At 44.0% G+C, this 21102-nt stretch carries 14 protein-coding genes and 1 other RNA gene; 2 read left to right on the top strand and 13 right to left on the bottom strand.

The genetic code is table 11. The features are described 5' to 3' along the window. Positions 1 to 104: 104 nt before the first annotated feature. The 9 genes from G458_RS21215 to G458_RS0119525 form a co-directional block, all read right to left on the bottom strand. Positions 105 to 1541 (bottom strand): S41 family peptidase, encoded by a 1437-nt coding sequence (locus G458_RS21215; RefSeq protein WP_051287473.1) that lies wholly within the window; start codon positions 1539 to 1541, stop codon positions 105 to 107. Positions 1542 to 1614: 73 nt separating this feature from the next. Further along, complete coding sequence (locus tag G458_RS0119565) at positions 1615 to 2325, bottom strand: cell division ATP-binding protein FtsE (protein ID WP_026953403.1); 711 nt, start codon at positions 2323 to 2325, stop codon at positions 1615 to 1617. A gap of 2 nt (positions 2326 to 2327) precedes the next feature. Continuing rightward, entirely contained in the window at positions 2328 to 2531 is a 204-nt protein-coding gene (locus G458_RS0119560) for a hypothetical protein (RefSeq protein ID WP_026953402.1), read from the bottom strand. A gap of 45 nt (positions 2532 to 2576) precedes the next feature. Then, positions 2577 to 3236, bottom strand: coding sequence for a fructose-6-phosphate aldolase (fsa, locus tag G458_RS0119555; protein ID WP_026953401.1), 660 nt, complete (start codon positions 3234 to 3236; stop codon positions 2577 to 2579). A 126-nt stretch (positions 3237 to 3362) separates the two neighbouring features. Beyond that, positions 3363 to 3449: signal recognition particle sRNA small type (gene ffs, locus G458_RS21725), an RNA gene on the bottom strand. 176 nt (positions 3450 to 3625) lie between these two features. Further along, positions 3626 to 6259: a valine--tRNA ligase gene (locus G458_RS0119545; RefSeq protein ID WP_026953399.1), complete on the bottom strand. Its 2634-nt coding sequence runs from the start codon at positions 6257 to 6259 to the stop codon at positions 3626 to 3628. A gap of 128 nt (positions 6260 to 6387) precedes the next feature. Further along, positions 6388 to 7767 carry a RagB/SusD family nutrient uptake outer membrane protein gene (locus G458_RS0119540; RefSeq protein ID WP_026953398.1) on the bottom strand — a complete coding sequence of 460 codons (1380 nt, stop codon included), beginning with the start codon at positions 7765 to 7767 and terminating at the stop codon, positions 6388 to 6390. 13 nt (positions 7768 to 7780) lie between these two features. Further along, positions 7781 to 10759 (bottom strand): SusC/RagA family TonB-linked outer membrane protein, encoded by a 2979-nt coding sequence (locus G458_RS0119535; RefSeq protein WP_026953397.1) that lies wholly within the window; start codon positions 10757 to 10759, stop codon positions 7781 to 7783. 337 nt (positions 10760 to 11096) lie between these two features. Further along, positions 11097 to 12980 (bottom strand): CocE/NonD family hydrolase, encoded by a 1884-nt coding sequence (locus G458_RS0119525; protein WP_026953396.1) that lies wholly within the window; start codon positions 12978 to 12980, stop codon positions 11097 to 11099. Positions 12981 to 13151: 171 nt separating this feature from the next. On the opposite strand from G458_RS0119525, the gene fahA reads away from it, so the two are divergent. After that, positions 13152 to 14423 carry a fumarylacetoacetase gene (fahA, locus tag G458_RS0119520; protein WP_026953395.1) on the top strand — a complete coding sequence of 424 codons (1272 nt, stop codon included), beginning with the start codon at positions 13152 to 13154 and terminating at the stop codon, positions 14421 to 14423. 42 nt (positions 14424 to 14465) lie between these two features. On the opposite strand, the gene G458_RS0119515 is transcribed toward fahA, so the two are convergent. Next, on the bottom strand, positions 14466 to 15185 hold the full coding sequence (locus G458_RS0119515) for a glycerophosphodiester phosphodiesterase (RefSeq protein ID WP_245579303.1): 720 nt from the start codon (positions 15183 to 15185) through the stop codon (positions 14466 to 14468). 366 nt (positions 15186 to 15551) lie between these two features. Here G458_RS0119515 and G458_RS0119510 point away from each other — a divergent pair, with 366 nt between their 5' ends. Next, positions 15552 to 17057 carry a hypothetical protein gene (locus tag G458_RS0119510; protein ID WP_026953393.1) on the top strand — a complete coding sequence of 502 codons (1506 nt, stop codon included), beginning with the start codon at positions 15552 to 15554 and terminating at the stop codon, positions 17055 to 17057. Between the two features lie 72 nt (positions 17058 to 17129). On the opposite strand, the gene G458_RS0119505 is transcribed toward G458_RS0119510, so the two are convergent. Genes G458_RS0119505 through G458_RS0119495 form a run of 3 tightly spaced genes read right to left on the bottom strand, consistent with a single transcriptional unit; the run spans position 17130 to position 20783 of the window. Then, entirely contained in the window at positions 17130 to 17654 is a 525-nt protein-coding gene (locus tag G458_RS0119505; RefSeq protein WP_026953392.1) for an FKBP-type peptidyl-prolyl cis-trans isomerase, read from the bottom strand. A gap of 5 nt (positions 17655 to 17659) precedes the next feature. Then, a complete protein-coding gene (locus G458_RS0119500; RefSeq protein ID WP_035468548.1) occupies positions 17660 to 18382 on the bottom strand; it encodes a class I SAM-dependent methyltransferase in 723 nt (240 codons plus the stop codon). Further along, on the bottom strand, positions 18372 to 20783 hold the full coding sequence (locus G458_RS0119495) for a YfhO family protein (RefSeq protein ID WP_026953390.1): 2412 nt from the start codon (positions 20781 to 20783) through the stop codon (positions 18372 to 18374). Before G458_RS0119495 ends, G458_RS0119500 begins: the two co-directional genes overlap by 11 nt. Between the last annotated feature and the right edge of the window lie 319 nt (positions 20784 to 21102).

Genomic DNA, 21102 nt, shown 5'->3' with positions numbered 1-21102 from the left:
GATAAGTATCAAAAATTCGATATTAAATCCAAGAAAAAAATTCACAAAAAAAGAAGGGCCGCTTGAAAAAGCAGCCCTTCAGAAGTTGATTTTTCTTCTCTTAATTACCTTTCGGAGGCGTTTTTATGGATTAATTCGGAGATTTTTTCGTTGGCCACTGGATTGGTGTCAATCAAGTTTCCAAAGCGTGTTTTATGCTCCAAAGTACTTCCTACATCGATTCTGTCTAGCTTCTGAATTCTAGCTCCTGAAGGTATTCCTGTAATGTGTTCAATTGCTTTTCTTAGGAGTAACTCATTTACGTCTCCGAAGGGACGAAGCCTTTCAGAAGATTCTTTTGCTTCGAGGTTTGGTCCGAATCCATTGATGTAATCTGATTGATCTAAGCTGTTAAAGCTTCTGGAGACGATGGGAAGAATTCCATATTTGTTTTCAGGGTTTTCCTCGTCCTCAAATGGAATGGAGCCTACATTTTTCCCGGTTGTAGTACTGCCGATCAAGAAGACATCCATGTAAGGTCTTAGGCCATTGATGATCAACTCAGATGCAGAGGCTGTTCTGGATGAGGTTAAAATATATACCCTGTTGTTTTTTAAGGTATTACCCAAGTTTTGGGATTTGTTTTTGAATACGGTCTGCACATTTTTGAGCTGATCAAACTGCATCAAATAGCTATTGTACTTAGTCTTGGAGAAAACTTTTGTGTTGTCCACTCCAGGTCCGATTAAGCTGGCAAGGTTCACTGCCGAGGAAACAAAACCACCTCCGTTGTATCTGAAATCCACAATCAGGTGATTGATTCCTGCTGTTTTGAATTTTTGGAAAATAGCATCCATCTGATCGTCATAGATCGTACTGCCTGAGCCTGTGCCCGGAGAGAAAAAGTGATACACGACATATCCTATTTTTTCTCCATTGATGGTATAAATGGAATCTAGGAAGTTGGGGTTTTCAGAAAGCTGAACCGGTGTAAGAGTGACGTCCGGCTGAGCCACGAATCCTCCATTAGCATCCACATAACGAATAAAGGTGAGAGTATGAGTTTTGTCCAAAGTACCCAATACTACCCGGTAGTTGTCCAGAGTCATTTGGGTTCCATTGATTTTGGTGATGATGTCACCTCTTTTAAGACCCGCGGTAGCTGCCGGACTGCCTTTTTTGATGTAAGAGATCTCAGCAATGACATTACTATTGCTGGAGCTTTCTCGGTAAAGCGTGAATTCATATCCTGCCTCTAGCTCAATTCCATTGAGAGAGTTGATCAATTGCTGGTAATCAGGATAAATAACAGAGAATCGGTCTGTAGGTCGATTAAGAAGGGATTCAAAATAGTCGGCAGGTTCAGAAGTATTGGCAATTGGAGTTTTCATCTCGCTTAGCCATAGATAGACTTCATCCATTACTTCCTTGATCCAGTTATTGATCGCAATGTTTGGGTCTTTTTCTTCGATTGGCTCGATGTCCTCATCCTGCTTACAGGAAATTGCCCCAAAAGTGATCATCCCGATCAACAGAAGCCTGAGAATTGATTTAAGACTCATATAATTATGGTTGTTTGTTTTCTATAACGCCGATGAAAAGTGGCATGTTTTCAATTTCCTCAAAATCTAAGGATTAAAATGTTGAGCCAAGGGAAACATTATGTAGCTGGCTGTCCAACAATTTTCCCTTTTCGCATTTCAATACGCGGTAAGGAAATTTTCTCAAAAGGTCATGATTGTGGGTTGCCATAAGGATGGCAGTTCCTTTTTTATTGATGTCCTGAAACAGGCGGAAAATACCATCCGCTACATCAGGATCCAGGTTTCCGGTAGGTTCATCCGCCAACAAAATTGAAGGCTCGTTTAGCAATGCTCTGGCAATTACCACACGCTGTTGTTCTCCTCCGGATAATTGGTGAGGCATTTTCAAAAGGGAATCAATCAACCCAACTTGAATCAGGACTTCACTGATTCTTGATTTGATTTTCATCTTATCCTTCCAGCCAGTGGCTCTCAATACAAATGCTAGATTTTCAGAGACATTTCTATCATAGAACAGCTGGAAATCCTGAAAAATGATTCCAATTTTCCTGCGTAGGTAAGGGATTTCTGAGTTTTTGATTTTGGAAAGATTGAATCCTACTACTTCTGCATGTCCGGCCTGAAGAGGAAGATCGGCGTAGAGTGTTTTGAGTAAGGAGCTTTTCCCACTTCCTGTTCTTCCGATCAAAAACACAAATTCATGCTGCTCCACTGAAAAATTGACATCTGCCAAGACTGGGGTTTCGCCCTGAAAAATGGTGGCCGAGGTCATTTGAAGTACAGGTTGAGTACTGAAATCCATAGTTAAAGATCAAGTTTTTGAAGTTTTCCGAAAGGCAGGGATTTGATCAGTTCTTCCAGCTGATCTTCTTTTCCCTCTAGTCCAAATTTTTCTACATTTTTCATGGGTCTGTCAGCCCTGAAATAAGCAACCAAAACAAAATTCTCATCCCGGATCTGAATGTAGTCCGGAATTTTTGCCTTGCCTTTTACTTTGATGATGTACATAAGGGGAGAATCAAAGAGCTGCCTGTATTAGGCAGCTCTGGTAATTTATTTTCCTGCTGCCTTGGCATGGTCAGCCAAAAACTGGGCCAAGCCTGAGTCAGTCAAGGGATGTTTTAATAATCCGGTAATTACTTTCAGTGGACAAGTGACCACATCGGCTCCGATTTCTGCACACTTCACCAAGTGCATGGTGTGTCGGATGGATGCTGCCAATACCTCAGTTTCAAATCCATAGTTGCCATAGATGTGTACGATCTGAGCGATCAACTCCAATCCATCATAAGAGATATCGTCTAATCTTCCGATAAAAGGGGAAAGGTAGGTCGCACCAGCTTTTGCTGCCAAAATTGCCTGACCAGGTGAGAATACCAAGGTGCAATTGGTTCTGATGCCTTCGCTATGGAAATATTTGATTGCCTTGATGCCATCTTTGATCATGGGGATTTTCACCACGATCTTATCATCGATTTTCGCCAGTTCCTTACCTTCTTTGATCATTCCATCAAAGTCTGTGGCGATGACTTCGGCACTTACTTTATCGTCTACAATATCACAGATGGCTTTGTAGTGAGCCAAAACATTTGCTTCACCGCTGATTCCTTCTTTGGCCATCAAGGAAGGATTGGTGGTCACTCCGTCCAAAATGCCCATATCATAGGCTTCGCGTATTTCTGAAAGGTTGGCTGTGTCAATAAAGAATTTCATGTGAATAGGTTTTGATTTTGTAAAATAGATTCAATAGGGAGATTGTTTTCCTAATTGAACAAAGTTAGAAGATTAATCAGGATTCGGAATCTTCAAAAAAACCTATTCAGAAATTTTAGGGCAAAAAAAGAAGCGGCATCGCACCGCTACAACCGCCTACCCTTGCTTCCTTCCGGACCTGGGGGATTCAGCAGGAGCTGGTCGTGCCGCTAGGCCACAAAGGTACGGCAAAAATGACTCACAGCAAGATCTTTTTCGAAATTCACCCCTATCTGCCTTGGATTCAGGAGAAAAAAGTAAATCCGGGGCCTTTTGACCCCGGATTCTACTTCAAATTTTCAATAAATATTTACGAGAACCAACATCGGTCATCTGACATCGGTCTTTATTTATCCCAACTTCGCCAGACTTTCTTCTAGGGCTTTGATTTTTGCCTCAGCATCCGCTTGTTTTTTCTTTTCCATTTCTACCACCTGGGCTGGAGCCCCGGCCACAAAGCGCTCATTGCTGAGTTTTTTCACGACAGAATTCAAGAATCCTCGGGTGTATTCCAATTCCTTTTGAATATTGGCTTTCTCTTCTTCTACATCGATAGAATCACCCATCGGGATAAAGCATTCGTCAGCCTTTACCACAAAGCTCATGGCATTTTCCACCTTCTCCCCAAATGAAAGGGAGGAGAGGTTTGCCAACTTGGTCAAAACTGACTCAAATCGGGAATAAAGCCCTTCGTTTTTTGCATTGATGGTCAGGCCCAAGGCTTCTTTTGGAGACATACCTTTGGAAGCTCTTAGGTTTCTTACCTGAGAGACTACTTCAAAAACCTGCACTGCTTCTTCAATAATCTTTGGATCAAATCCTTGCTCAGAAGGCCAAGAAGCTAAGATTAGAGACTCCTCCACATTTCTTTCCCGGATTTGGTGCCAGATTTCTTCCGAAATGAATGGCATAAATGGATGAAGTAGTTTGAGGATGTTTTCGAAAAACCCAATAGTCTTATCAAATGTAACCTGATCAATCGGCTGCTGATAGCCTGGTTTGATCATTTCCAGATACCAAGAGCAGAAGTCATCCCACACCAACTTGTAGGTGGACATCAGGGCATCAGAAATTCGGAATTTTTCAAAATGTTCGTTGATTTCACTCAAAGCTTGGTTGAATCGGTTTTCAAACCATTCGATACTCGCCTCATTCGCTGAGCCATCTAGGTTTTTATCAATTTCCCAGCCTTGAACCAATCGGAAAGCATTCCAAATCTTATTGGCAAAGTTTCGACCTTGTTCCACCAACTTTTCATCAAATGGCAAGTCGTTACCGGCAGGCGAGGAGAAAAGCATTCCCGTTCTTACACCATCGGCACCATATTGAGCAATCAGGTCGAGGGGATCAGGGGAATTGCCCAAGGATTTGGACATTTTTCTTCCCTGCTTGTCTCGGACTATCCCCGTCAAATACACGTTTTTGAAGGGTTTTTCACCCAAGTATTCGTATCCGGCAATGATCATTCTGGCTACCCAGAAGAAAAGAATCTCCGGAGCAGTGACCAGATCATTGGTAGGGTAATAATATTTCAGTTCCTCATTGGGTTTTCCAGTACTGAAAACTTCAGTGTCAAAAACCGATATCGGCCAAAGCCAAGAGCTAAACCAAGTATCCAAAACGTCTTCATCCTGCTTCAGATCGGCTAGAGTCCAGTTTGATCCAAACCGGGAGTTGGCCTGAGCCAAAGCCTCTTCCGCAGTTTTGGCTACCACAAATTCACCATTAGGAAGGTAGAAAGCCGGGATTCGGTGACCCCACCAAAGCTGGCGAGAGATGCACCAATCGCGCACATTTTCCATCCATACCCGGTACATGTTTTTGAATTTGGGTGGATGCAATTGGATCAAATCCTCCATCACCGAAGTGAAGGCAGGTTGGGTGATTTCGTCCATTTTGAGAAACCATTGCAATGAAAGCTTCGGTTCAATGACTGCATCTGTACGTTCGGAGTGACCTACATTGGACTTATAGTCCTCGATTTTTTCCAATTGTCCGGCTTCATCCAGAAGCTTCCCGATTTTCTTTCTGGCAATAAATCGGTCCTCTCCAACAAGAATTTGAGCTTTTTCATTGAGGGTTCCATTGTCGTTGAGAATGTCGATGACTTCCAGCTTATGTTTGATGCCCAACTCATAGTCATTGATGTCGTGGGCGGGAGTGACTTTGAGACAGCCAGTACCAAACTCCATATCTACGTATTCATCCTCAATAATTGGAATGGCACGATTGATAAGAGGGATGATGGCCTTTTTTCCTTTGAGATGAGTAAATCTCGGATCGTTTGGATTGATACAGATCGCCACGTCAGCCATGATAGTTTCTGGCCGGGTGGTGGCGATAGTCAAAAATTGGTCTTCGGAACCCTCGATTTTATACTTGATGTAGAATAGCTTCGAAGCAATTTCCTTCATGATTACTTCGTCATCCGAAAGAGCAGTTTGCCCCTTTGGATCCCAGTTGACCATTCGGATTCCCCGGTAGATTTTTCCTTTTTGATACAAATCCACAAAAACAGAAATCACCGCGTCGCTTAATCCCGGATCCATGGTGAAAGCAGTCCGATCCCAGTCGCAGGATGCGCCGAGTTTTTTCAGTTGCTCGAGGATAATTCCCCCGTATTTCTCTTTCCATTCCCAGGCATGGGTAAGGAATTCTTCTCGGGATATATCCTTTTTGTCGATTCCTCTTTCTTTCAAAAGCTGAACGACCTTGGTTTCGGTGGCAATGGAGGCATGGTCTGTTCCCGGGACCCAGCAGGCATTTTTGCCTTGCATTCTGGCTCTTCGGATGAGTACGTCCTGAATGGTGTTGTTCAGCATATGGCCCATGTGTAGCACGCCGGTGACGTTGGGCGGAGGAATGACGATGGTGTACGGTTCCTTGCTGTGGTCAATTTTTGAGGAAAAGAGCTTGTGCTCCATCCAGTAAGCGTACCATTTGGCCTCGGCGGATGCCGGTTCGTATTTGCTGGCAATAGACATACTCGGGGTTGTTTTTTCGAAGGGGCAAAAATAGCAGAAAATGGGGAAAAGGCCTTGGAAGAATCCAATTCCGAGAAAAAGAAAAGACCGACATCACTGCCGGTCTTTTATTAAGAATTAAGGATGGGTTAATTTCCCGCATACTGATCCCAGCTCAATTCTGCTTGAGGATGTGGGAATTGGGTAAATATGGTGCCTCCATCAAACGAAGTTGGAATTTGATTTAGACGATCATATCGTCGTGCATCAATCCATCGATGTCCCCATGGTTCTGCCCAAAGAGAATATCTTCTCTGGAATAGAATCTCATTGATCAAAGCGGCTTGAGTGGTCGCTCCAGTGTAAGGACCAATACCTGCTGCATTCCGGATGATATTGATGGCTTCCACTGCCAAAGTTGGCTGGTTCAGATTGGCGTGAGCCTCAGCCTTTAGCAGGATCAATTCCTCATTTTTTATAAAAGGAATGGAAGTGGTATTGGAAGGCCAACGGGCATCCTGGTGAGTACCTACCAAAGCTCCTGCGTCTGTGGTTACAGTGACAGGATTTGTTCTTCTGAGGAATTTGGTTCTCACTCGCCTGTCACCTGGAATGGTGTCTCTCAATACCGAAGGGTGTACCACGATGATGGTGTTTACCGCCGCATTGGGAAGATAAAAGAGAGGGTTGAAGATGTCAGGAGATGCACCATAAGGGTGAGAAGGACCGGCGTTCAAGTCTCCATTGAGATTCATAAATGATCCTTCCAAGGCGGTCAATACTCCCTGCCAGTCTTTTCGATAGGCATTTAGCCTGGCTGTGATCGCCCGGTTTACCTGTCTCAATCCTGTCAAGGTATTGTATCCATTAAAGCCTCTGGTAAGCGTGAAGGGGAAATTCCCGGTTCCTGCAGCTTGAAGCTCTGCATTGCCTTCATCTAGGATGGTTTTTATCGCGTCTAATGCCTGAGCGTATGGGACAAATGGACCTGGGTTTAAAGGATCCTTGACGTCGATTCTGATTCCGTTTTGGTAAACAAAGTTTGCCGGGATCATAAATTGAAATCCTTGGATGGTTTTGGCAAATCCGCGTACAGCGCTTTTGGACGTTTCTGGAATCAGGCTGGTGTTTTCGGCAGCTGTGATTAGGACATCTGCCTGTTTGATCGCCTGATAAGGAGTTGCCCAAGATCCGCCTCCAGTGGTGCCGAAGCCAAAATAGGCCCGATCCGGAACTCTGCCGTTCTGTCCCAGCCAGTCTGTCTGGAATCGTGGGTCAGAGGCATTTAGATACCAAATTTCCCTTCCAAAAGTATTCCAGGCCTGAGAAATATTGGTCACGTAACCCCGGTGACGGGATTCTAGTCCCGTGATCAAAAACTGGATCTGTTGCGGGGTGGCATTATTGGATACTGATCCTACCGATGGGTTGTTAGGATCAAGTACCTCATCTAGTTGCAAAGGATTACAGCTGGATAAAACCGCGGCGGTAATCAGTGCAGAAGCGAAATAATTTCTTATGTTTTTCATGATTAAAGCCGGTTTAGAAGTCAATAGTTAAATGAAAGAATACACGGCGAGGAGTAGGATATGGAGCAATGTCCACATTGTTGGCTACTGCTTGTGCTCCGAAAGTGGAAGTCTCCGGATCGTAACCTTGGTACTTGGTAAACAAGAATGCATTGTTTACTGAAGAGCCCACTCGAATACTCTGCACAGAATTTCCGAACCAGGTAGAAACTGTGGTTTTTGGAACTGTGTAGTAAAGGCCTATTTCACGGACTTTCACAAAACTTGCATCTTGTACCCAGCGGCCGGCATTGTTGTACGGAGCTGGTGGTCTTTGACGGCCATTTGGAATTCCATCTCCGTTATCGTCATTAAACCAGCCATTGGTAGTTCCTCCTCCGTCTGTCAAGAATGAAGTCAAGTTAATGTTGTCACCTCCTTTTTTCCAGTCAATCAAGAAAGAAAACTCCAGGCCTTTCAGCAGGCTGATGGTGTTATAGAATGACATGTTGAAGTCTGGTTGAGCATCTCCCCAAATGGTAAATCCACCTGGAACACTGGCATCAGCAGGGGTACCGACGATGGTGGTCGGGGAATAACCCTCAGCATACAAGAATGTACCTAGACCAGATCCAAAGGCACCTGAGATATAGGTAGGAATTCCTAATCTGGTCATTAGAAGATCATTTTTCCAGAACATGACGCGGCTAAACCATCTGAAATTGGCAGTTTCGATTGGAGTACCGGAAAGAGATAATTCAATCCCTTTGTTTTCCAGCTCAGCTTCGTTGCTTGGTGTAGTGTTTACCCCGGTAGAAGGAGAGAGGTTAAGGTTTTGAATATTGTTTTTGGTGGATTTGATGTAGTAGGTAGCTTCGAGGCTAAGTCTGTTATTGAAGAAGCCCGCATCCACACCAAATTCAATTTCTCGGGCAGTCTCAGGAAGAATTTGGGTATTGCCAATCTGAGTGCTGACTACTGATCCCAAAAGACCGCCGATATTGGTTCCGCCTAATGGAGTAAAGGTAGCTCCAAAGTTTACCGGACCGGCTGTTTCACCATAGGCTACTCTTGGTTTCAACTGGTTCATGAATCCAACATTCCAGAAGTCGAAATTGGCAATGTTAAATGCTACCGATGCTCTAGGGAATGCATACATTTTATTGGGATCTCCATTCAAGGTTGACTTATCCCATCTGATACCGGCAGTACCGATGATTTTATCCTCCCAGTTGGCTTCCTGTTGCATAAACACCCCAGCATCAGAGATTCTGCTGGTAAACTCCTGGTTAATTTCCTGAATAGCAGCTTGGTTCAAGTTAGTTTGACCCGGCACTAGGCCTCGGCCTCTGTTAAATAAGGCACTGTTGTCAAAGTCAAGTCTTACCAAACCTGCAGAGGTATTCATATTCACCGCTCCAAGATTCCAGTTGTACACCAATGCAGCTTGGATATTAGTGTTGAAGCTTTCCTGCTTGCCTTTCAAAACGTCCCCTGGATTTGCCTGAGCTCTTTGAAACTGAAGAAATTCAGGTAAGTAAATCATGGTGCTGTTTTGCAAGAAATCCAGACCACCGGACAATTGAGCTTTCAAGAAGCTATTTTCAGTTTTTAACAAATCCACATCCAAGGTGAAGGACTGGATAAATCGGTTGACCAATGAGTTGTTGATGGCATTGTCAGTAACTGCTACCGGGTTATCCGAGAAGTATGGGTTTACCGGATAGGTGCCGTCAGCATTTCTTCTTAAATCAAAATAGTTAGGGACATAGGCAATGGAATAACCAATGGATGCACCGGTGTTATTTTGGTTGCCAGTGAAGCCCCGGTCTGTTTCGGATCTGAGGTAATTTGAAGACACCCCAAGCTTGATGGAATTGGAGATTTTGTGATCCAAGTTGGCCCGAATGGAATACCGGTTAAAGCCTGTATTTTTTACGGTACCTTCTTCATCTGTAAAGTTACCGGACACGAAATACTTTGTCTTTTCATTCCCACCACTTACCGTTAGCCTGGAGTTAAGAAGAGTCGCTTGGTTGTTGTAGAAGTAGTCTTCATAATCGATAAAGGTACCGCTAGCCTGAGCTGCACGGAATCTTTCCAATTCTATCGGCCTTCTTGATTCTGGAAAGAAGAAATTGATTTTCTGCTCGCTCCAGCTATCCACTCCTAATAATCGAAGCGGAGATGCGAATCCAATATCCTGAGAAAGAGAAACTGTGGTTCTGCCTTCTTGTCCTCTTTTGGTGGTGATGATGATAACCCCTGCATTAGCCCGAGTTCCATAAATCGCTGCAGCGGATGGGCCTTTCAGAATTTCGATGGTTTCAATATCTGCGGGGTTAAGGTCAGCGAGACGGTTGGATCCATCATCCTGATTGCTGGCTCCTGCTCCAGAAACTGTCGCTCTACCGGTTCTTTGAGAGGCATTACTGATGTAGACTCCATCCACGATAATCAAAGGCTGAGACGCTCCTGTGAGGGAGGAAATACCTCTCAGCTGGATGGAAATACCCCCGCCGGGAGCTCCACCATTGGATCGGATAGTTGCTCCTGGGACTTTTCCATAAAGCGCACCGTCAGTAGTTTGAATTGTGGTGGTTCCTGTCAAGTCTCTGGAAGATACAGAAGTCACCGCATTGGCAAGGTTACTTCGCTTTACAGACGTAGCAAGACCTGTAACAACCACTTCCTCCAAGTTGGTCGCATCTTGCTTGAGCTTAACGTTTAAAATGCTTACCCCCGGAGCCACATTGATGGTTTGGGAAAGGTAGCCGATTGATGAAAAAACCAATGTGCCGGGTTCGTTGCTCGGCATATTGATCGAAAATCCTCCATCAAGGTCTGTGACTGTTCCTGATGTAGTACCCTTAATTAAAATACTGGCGCCAATCAATGGCTCTCCAGTTCGATCATCTGACACTTTGCCTGAGACTGTATATTGGGCAAAAGCCCAACCCACAGACCCCAAAAGCAAAGCCAGGGATAGGAGTGTTTTGTAAAATTTGAACATAGGATTATGATGTTTTGAAAAATACTATTTAGTAAAAATAATAACCTCGTTTCAATGTTTTGGAGGTTGCATTAAAATAATTACGAACGGGTTTTTGGCCTGATAAATCGAGTTGAGAACTGGTATAAACGAAATATGATTATCCGAAATTGAACCAAAATCCAAAATTCCTTTGGTTTAGCGGTCTTAAGACCAATGGCCGAAGCCAAAAAATGGCTAATGCTGAACTTCATGTGGGAAATTATGCATTGGGTATAGCCTACTGGTAGGAAAACTGATCCACCTAAACGAAAAAAGGCAGGAAAACTTCCTGCCTTTTCTAGGGTGATTTCTGTTTTTACTTTTTCAACATCGGTAGGACAATTCTACTCTGGAATTTTCCTCCGTGATGAATATTGTTTGTAGCGACTTTTCCTTCCGTCTCGTCGTAGTTGTTTCCTCCCGTATTCATGTTTCTATCAAAGCGAGGGAAGTTGGAAGATGTGATTTCGATGCGGATTTGATGTCCTTTTTCGAAGTAATTAGAGGTACTCATCGGGGTCATTTTAATTTCATAGACTTTTCCGTTTTCCATAAAAACTTCCTTGTCGTATCCTTCCCGGTATCTCACGCGCTGGATAGTTTCATCCAAATTGTATGCTTTTCCATCAGGATACACATCGATCAATTTGATAGTGACATCTGTATCCAGGACATCTGAAGAAAGGTAAAGGTAGCTTTCGATAAATCCGGAGACTTCCACTCCTTCAGCCAAAGGCTCTGAAGTGTACACAAGGATGTCGTCTCTCAGTTCCATTTCGCTTTGATCAAATGCCCCACCCTGAACAGCATTTCCAGTACAGCAGACATTTCCGCCATAGGAATTCACCGGGTTCATTGGGTCGTATTTGAAAGTGTCTTTAGCCTCTAATTTAGGAGCTTTAGCCACCAACTTACCGTCCCCGTTTCTGGTGTTTGCCATGCCCTTTGAATCCAGGAAGAAAGGAGTCATCACCGCATTTTTAGGCGGCCAAACGTCTGAGGATTGCCACTGATTAGTTCCCATGGTGAAATAGGTGACTTTTGGCATTTTAGAAATGGTCCCATCATCTTTGCCTTTTAGCCAAAGGTCAAACCAAGCTGTGATCACTTCATCATAATTCCAGCGGGCATCACCCACACTTCTTTCGCCCACCACGGTGTTTTCCGAAGCTCTGGTGTATGAGCAATGGAGAACTGGGGCTATGACTAGGTATTGGTTGTCTCTTGCCATTTGACTGATGGCATTCTGTCTCACATGATTGTAAAGCGCAATGTTTGGAGAGGAGGAAACATCGTACCAAGAAACAAACCACATACTAGGCTTGTCAAAGGGCATGTCATCATGAAACAGTCCTCCCTGATACCATCTGGGATCATTGGGCTTTCGGGTAATCATTTCTTCATAGATCCCTTTAGGTCCGTTCACATTTTTGATGATGTCCTGTACTGGCAAGTGAGCTAGGCCTTCCTTCCAGTCCACCCTTGGATATTCAGGAGCCATATCATAGAACCGCTGCAGTCTCAACAGATCTTTTTGCTCGATTCCCTGAGGAAGCCTAGGGGCCATAGGATCGTGTTGGGTTCCATACAGCCAAGCAGTAAACAGCATTTGCCCAGCACCGCCTCGGTACCAGTTGCCCTGCTCATAATAATTTCCGATTCTTCCCACACCGGCACCATAACCCTGAGGAACTAAGGCCGCCAATGCAGGATGATTGAGAGATGCAGCCGCCATTTGCCATTCTGCAGTGGAGGAACAACCGAGCAAACCGATTTTGCCATTACTCCAGGCTTGCTTAGACATCCAGTCAAAGGCATCGTAGCTATCTGTCAGGGGAGTGCCCAAAATATCCCAGTTTCCTTCTGAGAAAAACCTTCCACGCTCGTTCTGCACCACATAGGCATAGCCTTTTTTCACCCACGAAAGGGCTGTTTGGAGAGTTCTTTCATTCATTTCCCCATTTCCATAGGTATTGAAGTTGTAGGGAGTTCTGGAAAACACGATAGGAACTTTCGCGTCTCCTTTTGGTCGATAAATGTCCGTGGCCAGGCGAGTACCATCACGCATGGGCATCATAATTTTTTGGTCAATGACAGCTACCTCGTCGAGCTGAACAAGAATTGGCTTCTCTTGAGCAATAGCCACCTGAGCCAAAAAGAGGAATAGGAAAAAGTAAAGAATTCTGATTTTTGAGTTCATATAGAGTAAGGTTTACTATTGAAATTTAAGTAGCCAAATAATATTGTGTGAAAATATTTGATTTACGGTTGATCTTCGGTGTTTTGAGGCAAGTTTATTTGGGATGAACCGGAGAATGATTTTTCATTTCCCCTGAATGCAGTAATTTTACGCCCACAACAATTTTTGATCATGAGCGAAAGTGCCCTGCCTACCCTGAATACTTGGGTGGAAATTCCAAAAAATTCCGATTTCACCATTTATAATCTTCCCTTCGGTGTTTTCAAAAACAAGAAGCTTAGTCCGAGAATCGGAGTGGCTATCGGAGATAAGATTGTAGACCTTAGCGTACTGGATCAGGAAGGTTTCTTCTCTTCTTTGTTTCTCCCGGAGGGAATTTTTATGAACGATTCTCTCAATGAGCTGATTGCGCTTGGGAAGGCCCAGACCAAAAAGATTCGAGAGCGGGTGCAAAACCTTCTGTTGGAAGAAAATGAAGAGCTAAAAAATCACTCTGCTCGGGGAAAAGTAATGGTTAACCGCAAGGAGGCTGAAATGCTTCTTCCTGTAAAAATCGGCGATTATACGGATTTCTACAGCAGCATAGAGCACGCCACCAATGTGGGGAAAATGTTCCGAGATCCGGAAAATGCCCTACTTCCCAATTGGAAGCATTTACCGGTTGGATACCATGGCAGAGCCTCGTCCATTGTGGTGTCTGGAACTCCAATTCACAGACCCAAAGGTCAATTTAAAGACCCAGATATGGAAAAGCCGGCATTTGGTCCAAGTCGAAGACTGGATTTTGAGCTGGAAATGGCGTTTATCACCGGGAAACAAACCAAACTTGGGGATACAGTCAGCACTGGCGAGGCTGAGGAATATATCTTCGGGATGGTTTTATTCAATGATTGGTCGGCAAGGGATATCCAAGCTTGGGAATATGTGCCACTAGGTCCTTTTTTAGGGAAAAATTTCGGATCCTCCATTTCTCCTTGGGTGGTTACTTTGGAGGCTTTGGAACCTTTCCGAGTGGAGGGGCCTATTCAAGAACCTGAGGTCTTGGATTACCTGAAATGCGAAAAAAGCCACAGCTTTGATATCAATCTGGAAGTTTTTATTCAGCCCGAAGGCAAAAAAGCCTCGAAAGTCTGTACTTCCAATTTCAAACACATGTATTGGAACATTGCTCAGCAATTGGCTCATCATACCGTAAATGGCTGTAACATCAATGTCGGAGACATGATGGCTTCCGGGACAATTTCCGGATCTACCGAAAATTCCTACGGATCCATGCTTGAACTGAGTTGGAAAGGGAGCAAAGCTGTTCCTTTGGAAGATGGAGAAGAAAGAAAGTTTATCGAAGACGGAGATACTGTGATTATGAAAGGATTTGCCGAAAAAGACGGAATAAGGGTTGGCTTCGGAGAAGTTGCCGGACAAATTCTTCCGGCAAAAAATTAATTAAAAAAGGCTCTGAATTTACCTCAGAGCCTTTTTTAATGCTTATTCTTTATCCTTCAAAATCCTGAAAAGTAATTCAGGTTCATCTGTGGTAATCAGGTCGATTCCTTGATCCAAAAGCCAAATCATATCTTCGGCAGTATTGACCGTCCAGGAATTGGTGGTCAAACCCAGCGCTTTTGCTTCCTGGATCCATTCTGGCTTCTGTCTGAGAATTCGGATATTGTAGTCAAATCCGAAAAACCCCGCCTCCTTTAATTCTGCAGGGGATTTTTCTCCATTGAGATAGGCGACTTTTGCTTTAGGATCAGTAGCGATGGCTTTTTTCCCTCCCTCGAAACTAAAAGTGATGTATTCCACCCACTTTTGAGCCTTAAGCCTATGCACGGTTTTCACGGCCATTTCTCCCACCCTTTCACTTCTTTCTACACTGATTTTAGAAGGCTTGAATTCCAGAATCAGTTTGGTGGTCTTTTGTTTTTTGCCTGCCTTGAGGTATTCTTCCAAGGTTGGGATTTTTTCTCCATTCGGTAGCTTTTGGGAAAGGAGTTGCGCATAGGTGGAATGTTCAATTTCCATTCCCATAAAATCTCCATCATGATTGACGACCAGGACCTCGTCTGCCGTCATCCAGACATCAAATTCTGAGCCTTCGCAGCCAAGTTTCACTGCTTCTTTCAGTGAAGCGAGTGAGTTTTGTGGAAATGAATTTGCCTTCCAAGCTCCCCGATGTGCGATGACTTTGTTGGAGTTAAATTTCATTTGTCCAAGGCAAGTAATACTGATAAATACCGAGCAAAAAAGAAGAAAAGTGTTTTTTAGAAGATTCATAAGACTGGTTAAAATGTAATTTAAATGTAGAAAATCTCCTCAGAATTCAGATTAAGGGATTGTTATTTTGCGATAAGTCCTTCCATTCTAGGATTTTCCGGTAGATAATTTTTGAGAAGTGCTAATAAAGTTTAGCTTTATATCTTATTGATTTTCAATTATTTGTTAAAATAGTTTAACAAATGTTTTAGGTTCTCCAAATAGGGGTCTCACCTATTCGGAGATTGTAATTTCAGACCTTCCTAACTGTGGAAGGCAGATTGTTTCTTCTTTTCATTTTTATTCACACATGTTGCTATGGCTAAACTCAGAAGCCTTTCGATTACCTCACCGTTGGTATTTGCAATGCCATTTAAGAGTGAGTGGGCACAGCAGCCCATTGATTTGAACTCTCCCTTGAATTCAGGTTCTTGGGATGATGCCGGTACCCTGTCTTTCTCAAGAGGGGTTGTTTTGGCAAAAAACGATGCCAAATTCCTTTACCTAGCCTTGGACGTAGTCCAAGACACAGGCAATGATTCCAGTACAAATGATTACTTCTGGTTGTCATTTGATGTCAACCGTGACCGGGGAATCACAGCCAATCAGGATATCAATTACGGGCTATATCCCGGTCAACCCGATAAGTTGGGGAGGCAATTTTACTTAGGACCGGGCTCATGGACCGGACTTCAGTCTTCACCATCATTGAGTGAGGTTCGACAGGAATTTGGTCCGAGTATGAATTCTTCAACTCCCCATCGGATTTGGAAATTCAAACTTGATCTCAAGGAGATTAATGTGGCAATCTCCTGGCCTTTGTCCACCCCGTTTACCTATTTTGGATTTAGAGTAAAGTCCACCAATCCCTCATTTACCACCGATTTCCCAGGGAATTTCTTTAAAGATTTTACCAAACTCAGGCAGTTGATTTTATCCAGAAAGCCTACCATACCCTCTGCTCAGCTTGGGCCACTGGTTGGAAGTGTAGGATTGATTCCAACCACTAAAATCGATGCTGGAGGAAGAGCTACCACGGATGCGGGATATTATGTGGCTGTGCAAAATGCTGCCTTCGGCGGAACTTTGAATCTCATCGGAAACCGGGCAAAAATTCAAGATCTCTGGAATCAGGGGATTAAGAAATATCGGGTAGAAATAACTCCTCCTGGTGGTTCTGCACAAAAGCTGATTTCAAATTGGTCAAATTACCGATGGAATGGTTCCACCTACGTATTAGAGTCATTTTCGGCTTCTACCTTGGGATTTTATGAATTGACCAATCCGGCCCAAGACTATTCCATTGATGATTTATTGATTCAGTTTCCGACTACCGCACTACTTCCTGGTTTGTATCAAATCAAGGTGATTTTTTACAAAAGAGTAGGAGCAGTGGATGTGCCGGATGCAAACCAAACCTTGGGCTTGTTTATTGACAATTCCCTGCCGGCTGTAAATATTGACAGCATTAAGCATGGACGTACTGAAGTTTCGGCCTGTGCGATTGAGACTATTGGCGCTGCTCCGGATGGGTTAAACTTCCGGATTTCTGCCAATGACCCAGAGGGAAATCTTTTGGGGATTAATTTCTATGCCACTTATGGAGCAGGGCAGTCTGTTGGGATTTTCAGCGAAGGATATACCCCTGCAAAGGGCAATTGGGGAGGTTATACGAATCACCTTGTCCCAGCTTCCGGTAATTGGAGACCTCCTCAGAGTTGTGCCTATAGCTTTGTGCTTACGGCTTCGGCTCGGACTACCAACGGGTATAACTACATCGGTCACAATTCTATTCATCGTAATCTAACCCTGTTGCTGGGTTAAAGAATTGCTTTCAAAAAGAGAGCCACCTCAACGTCTGTTGAGGTGGCTTTTTCTTTGAGGCTAATTCACTTTTTATTCATGCTCTCCGTGCTTTCCATGGACATGTCCGTGGGTAAGCTCTTCTTTGGTCGCTTCTCGTACTTCTAGAACTTTTCCTTCAAAATGAAGGTCAAAGCCTACCAAGGGATGATTGAAATCCAGTAAAAGCTGATCTCCAAGGTTTTTCAAAATCTTGGCTTGCATGCTGTATCCGTTTTCATCCATCAATGGGAGAAAGTTGCCTTCTTCCAGCATATCTTCTGAAAAGCCCCTTTCTTTGGAAAACTGCTCCTTAGGCAAGGTGATAACCAAGTCTTCATCAGGTTCTCCATAGGCTTCCTCCACGCTAAGGGTAAAGGTGAAATCATCCCCTTCCTTTTTTCCCTGCAAAAGCTCTTCGAATTTTTCAGGAAGCCCACTTTGCCCAAATAGAAAATAAAAGGGATCTTCTTCATCCCGGATTTCGACACTGAATGGCGCTGACTCGATTTCGTCTTCCAACTTTGAGACTTGAAGCTCGTAGGTCAAACCTACCACTGCATTTGCCTGAATATTCATGATTTTTATTGGGTTAAGCCATATTTCAGGCGGATTCTAATTCTTTCTTTCAAAACACTCCATTTACTTTTCGGAGTGGAGCTTGACAAGGGTTTTGCCGATCGGAAAATGAAATATTGGTAGTCATTCTCTTCAAAAAAGAGAGAGTAGGTCTCCATTTTTTCCAAGAAAAAACCATTTGCTGTGATGTTCTTGATCAAATCCCCTGAGTCCAAAGGTTGATCTATTACCTGAAGTTTAGCAGGCTCATTTTCGATCATCCATTGAAGGTACCGCGGAGCTGGAATATGGATAAATATCACCGAGTCCTGGTGAGCATGCTTTTGGATATTTTGAAAAAGGCGAAAATGCTGATCTGTAGGGATATGTTCCAAAACATCAGGAAAAACGAAGAAATCAAATTTCTCATTTGGCTTTTCAAAGTCAGACATATCCGAAACTTCAAAGCTCAGATTTTCTTGTTTCTTCCAAAGTTTCTTTGCCTTTTCAATACTTTCTGGAGAAATATCCACTGCAAGCACTTCCCCCTTCGAAACCTGTGTTGCCAAAAGGTGGGAGACAGTACCTATGCCACATCCAATTTCCAGGATTTTATGGCTATCCTTTAGTCCAGCCAGTTTGACTTTGTCCAAAATGCTCAAATGCCGGGAATTGATTCCGGTTTTTTGTTGCTTTTCGGAAAACTGGTCGTAAAAACTAACGACTTTGTCTTTTTCTTCAGACTTCATCTTCTTTTCTATAGGTTACCACAATACCCGCAATTAAGGTCAATACAATCAGGTATTGGAAAATGACGGTTGCAGTCTTGGTGGAATAAAAGCTCGATGGAGCAAAGGTAAAGACAATTTCGTGGCTACCCGCAGGAACTTCCAATCCTCTCAGAAGATAATTGGTTCGTAAAATCGGAGCTTCTTTACCGTCAATTGTTGCTATCCAACCTTCAGGATAGTGAATTTCCGAAAAAACCACCAAGCCTCCTTTACTCATTTCGGCTTGATATTTTAAGGAATTGGGTTGGTTGGAAACCAAAGAAATCTGTCCAGCCCCTGCCTGAATCTGCCCAAATTCTTGAACGTTCAGGGTGGCTTCGGCTTTGGTATTGATTTCTCCCAACCGGTCCATCTCTTCCTGATTAGAAGTCACAGAGACGATCTCTGTAGGAACCCAAGCCGGGCCATTGGCTTCAGGATTTTCAAAAACTGCACTAGCTTCTGCACCTGCCATGAAATATTTCGTGTTCAGCATATTGATCACCCCGATTCCTTCCCAGTCAAATTCTCCCTCCTGCGCTTTGCCTACAAATTCTCTGATTTCTGGCTGAAGCTGGTTTTCGATCAAGTCCTGATATCTTCTGAGCTTAGCGCCATGGTACCCACCTAAGCTATTGAATCGATAGCTGGTTCTTCCATCTTCCGTGAGGGATCCTGCCAAGGATAGCACCCTAAAATATCCCTTGTCCTGAGCTATTTTTTGATCAGCAGGGGTTTCTGCGAAAAATTGCCGGGAAGGATTTCCCTGAAAGGACTCTTCGTTGAGGTATCTTCGGTTGATCGTCCAGACATCTACGGTGATCAGGACTACCAGCCCAGTACCCAAGATCAGGTCGGAGATTTTTCCTTTCAAATAGAAATAAATCAGCCCGAATGCCAAAATCACAAAGGCCAAGCTTTTCCAGGCAGAGGAAGACAGCATTGCTTTTCGGTCGGATTTTATGGCTGAGATAAGCCAGTCTGGAAGGTTTACGTCTCCAGCACCTTCAAATCTGAAAAATGCTCCTGAGGCTACGGCTAGTAGCAAAGTGAGTCCAGCAACTATGCCTCCTGAAATCAATAGAGGCTTGAGATCTTTTTGTCGGGCGACTCTTTCCAAAGAAATCATCCCCAAAACAGGAATGGCAAAAAGTGTCATTCCTAATGCCATGGAGACCGCTCGGAATTTATTATAGCCCGGGAGAATGTCGAAGAGAAGGTAATTAAACCAAGCCAGGTTTTTGCCCCAACTCAGCATCAGGGAGAAAATGATAATGGTGCCAAATGCGATCAAGCTTTCCTTTGGCGCAGCCCAAAAACCCAGGATGGCCAGGAAAACCAGGATCACTCCTCCATAAATCGGCCCGCCGGTAAAGGGTTGATCGCCCCAATAAGTTGGAGCTCCTTTCACAAAGCCGTTGACTTGGGCAGGATCAATGCCCTGTGCTCGCAAGACTTTTTCGGATTCTGATCCTTTGGGGAGTGGAGTACTGCTCCCCCCACCGTAAAAGTCTGGGACAACCAAGGTCAAAGTTTCCATTATTCCATTGGACCAGCCGAAGGCATATTCCCGGTCTAATCCGGCAGATTCTGTTTCCAAAGTAGCCTTACCCCGGGTAGAGTAGGGACTATATTCCAAAGCAGTCGCTAAGCGGCCCAGATTTCCACCAACCGCCAGTGCGGCACCTATGACCAGAAATCCGATACTTTTTACCAGGCTCGGCAAGCCCTCTTTTTTCCAGTCAAAAATCAATCTGACCAAGACATAAATCACGGAAATTATCAGCGTGTAATAGGTGATTTGGAGGTGATTGAATTTGAGTTGTAAAAGTAATCCCAAGCCTAAGAGAGAGGCGCCCAAGATTCTTTTTCGCTCAAAGGACAAATGAATCCCAGCCAGAATCAAAGGAATCAGACAGACCGCCCAGATTTTAGCATTGTGACCTGCCGCCAGAGAAAGGAGATTGTAAGTATTGAAAGAAAAAGCCACAGCTCCTCCCATGGCAAAAACGGGCCGGACTCCGAAGGTCAAAAGCAAAATGTAAAAGCTGACCATTCCCAAAAACAGTCCATTTATGGGATGTGGAAGTCCCAAAGTCAAACCTGAAATCAGGGCATTGGTGATATCACCGGCGAATTCCAGACTGATGAAATAAGTCGGCATTCCCCCAAACATCCGGTTGGTCCAAAGAGCCTGCTCTCCAGTGGCATCGCGGTAATCCAAGACTTCCTTGGCTGAACCTTCCCACTGAAGTATATCACCCTGGAAAATGATTTTCCCATCAAAAACCATTGGAGAGAAGTAGAAGACTACGATGGCATAAAAAAGTGCTACTCCGATTAGATGCGGTAGGAGGTCTTTTTGAAAATTGAGCTTCATGAATTTGAGGTCAAAATTTTAGCCTGCAAATTAGGGAATTCGTCGGAAAGAATGAGAGGAAATGATTTTGGGGTGAATCTCACGGGTGATCAAACATGATTTCAGATGAGGTGGCCTCGACTGCCTGCCTACCGGACAGGGCCAATCGACAACAGGCTTCGGTCTTCTATCCTCGGTGGACTAAATGGGCTTCGACTCCGCTCAGCCTGACATCGGACATCGGACAACTGACACCAGACATCGGACTTCCGTCTTCCGTCTTCTGTGCTTCGACTCCGCTCAGTTTGACAAAGTTGAGTTCGCTCAGCCTAACAACTGA

The organism is Algoriphagus mannitolivorans DSM 15301 (assembly GCF_000429425.1).
In the GTDB taxonomy this organism is placed as follows: domain Bacteria; phylum Bacteroidota; class Bacteroidia; order Cytophagales; family Cyclobacteriaceae; genus Algoriphagus; species Algoriphagus mannitolivorans.
The sequence above is the reverse complement of the archived record's forward strand: the minus strand, read 5'-3'. Positions and strand labels throughout refer to the sequence as shown.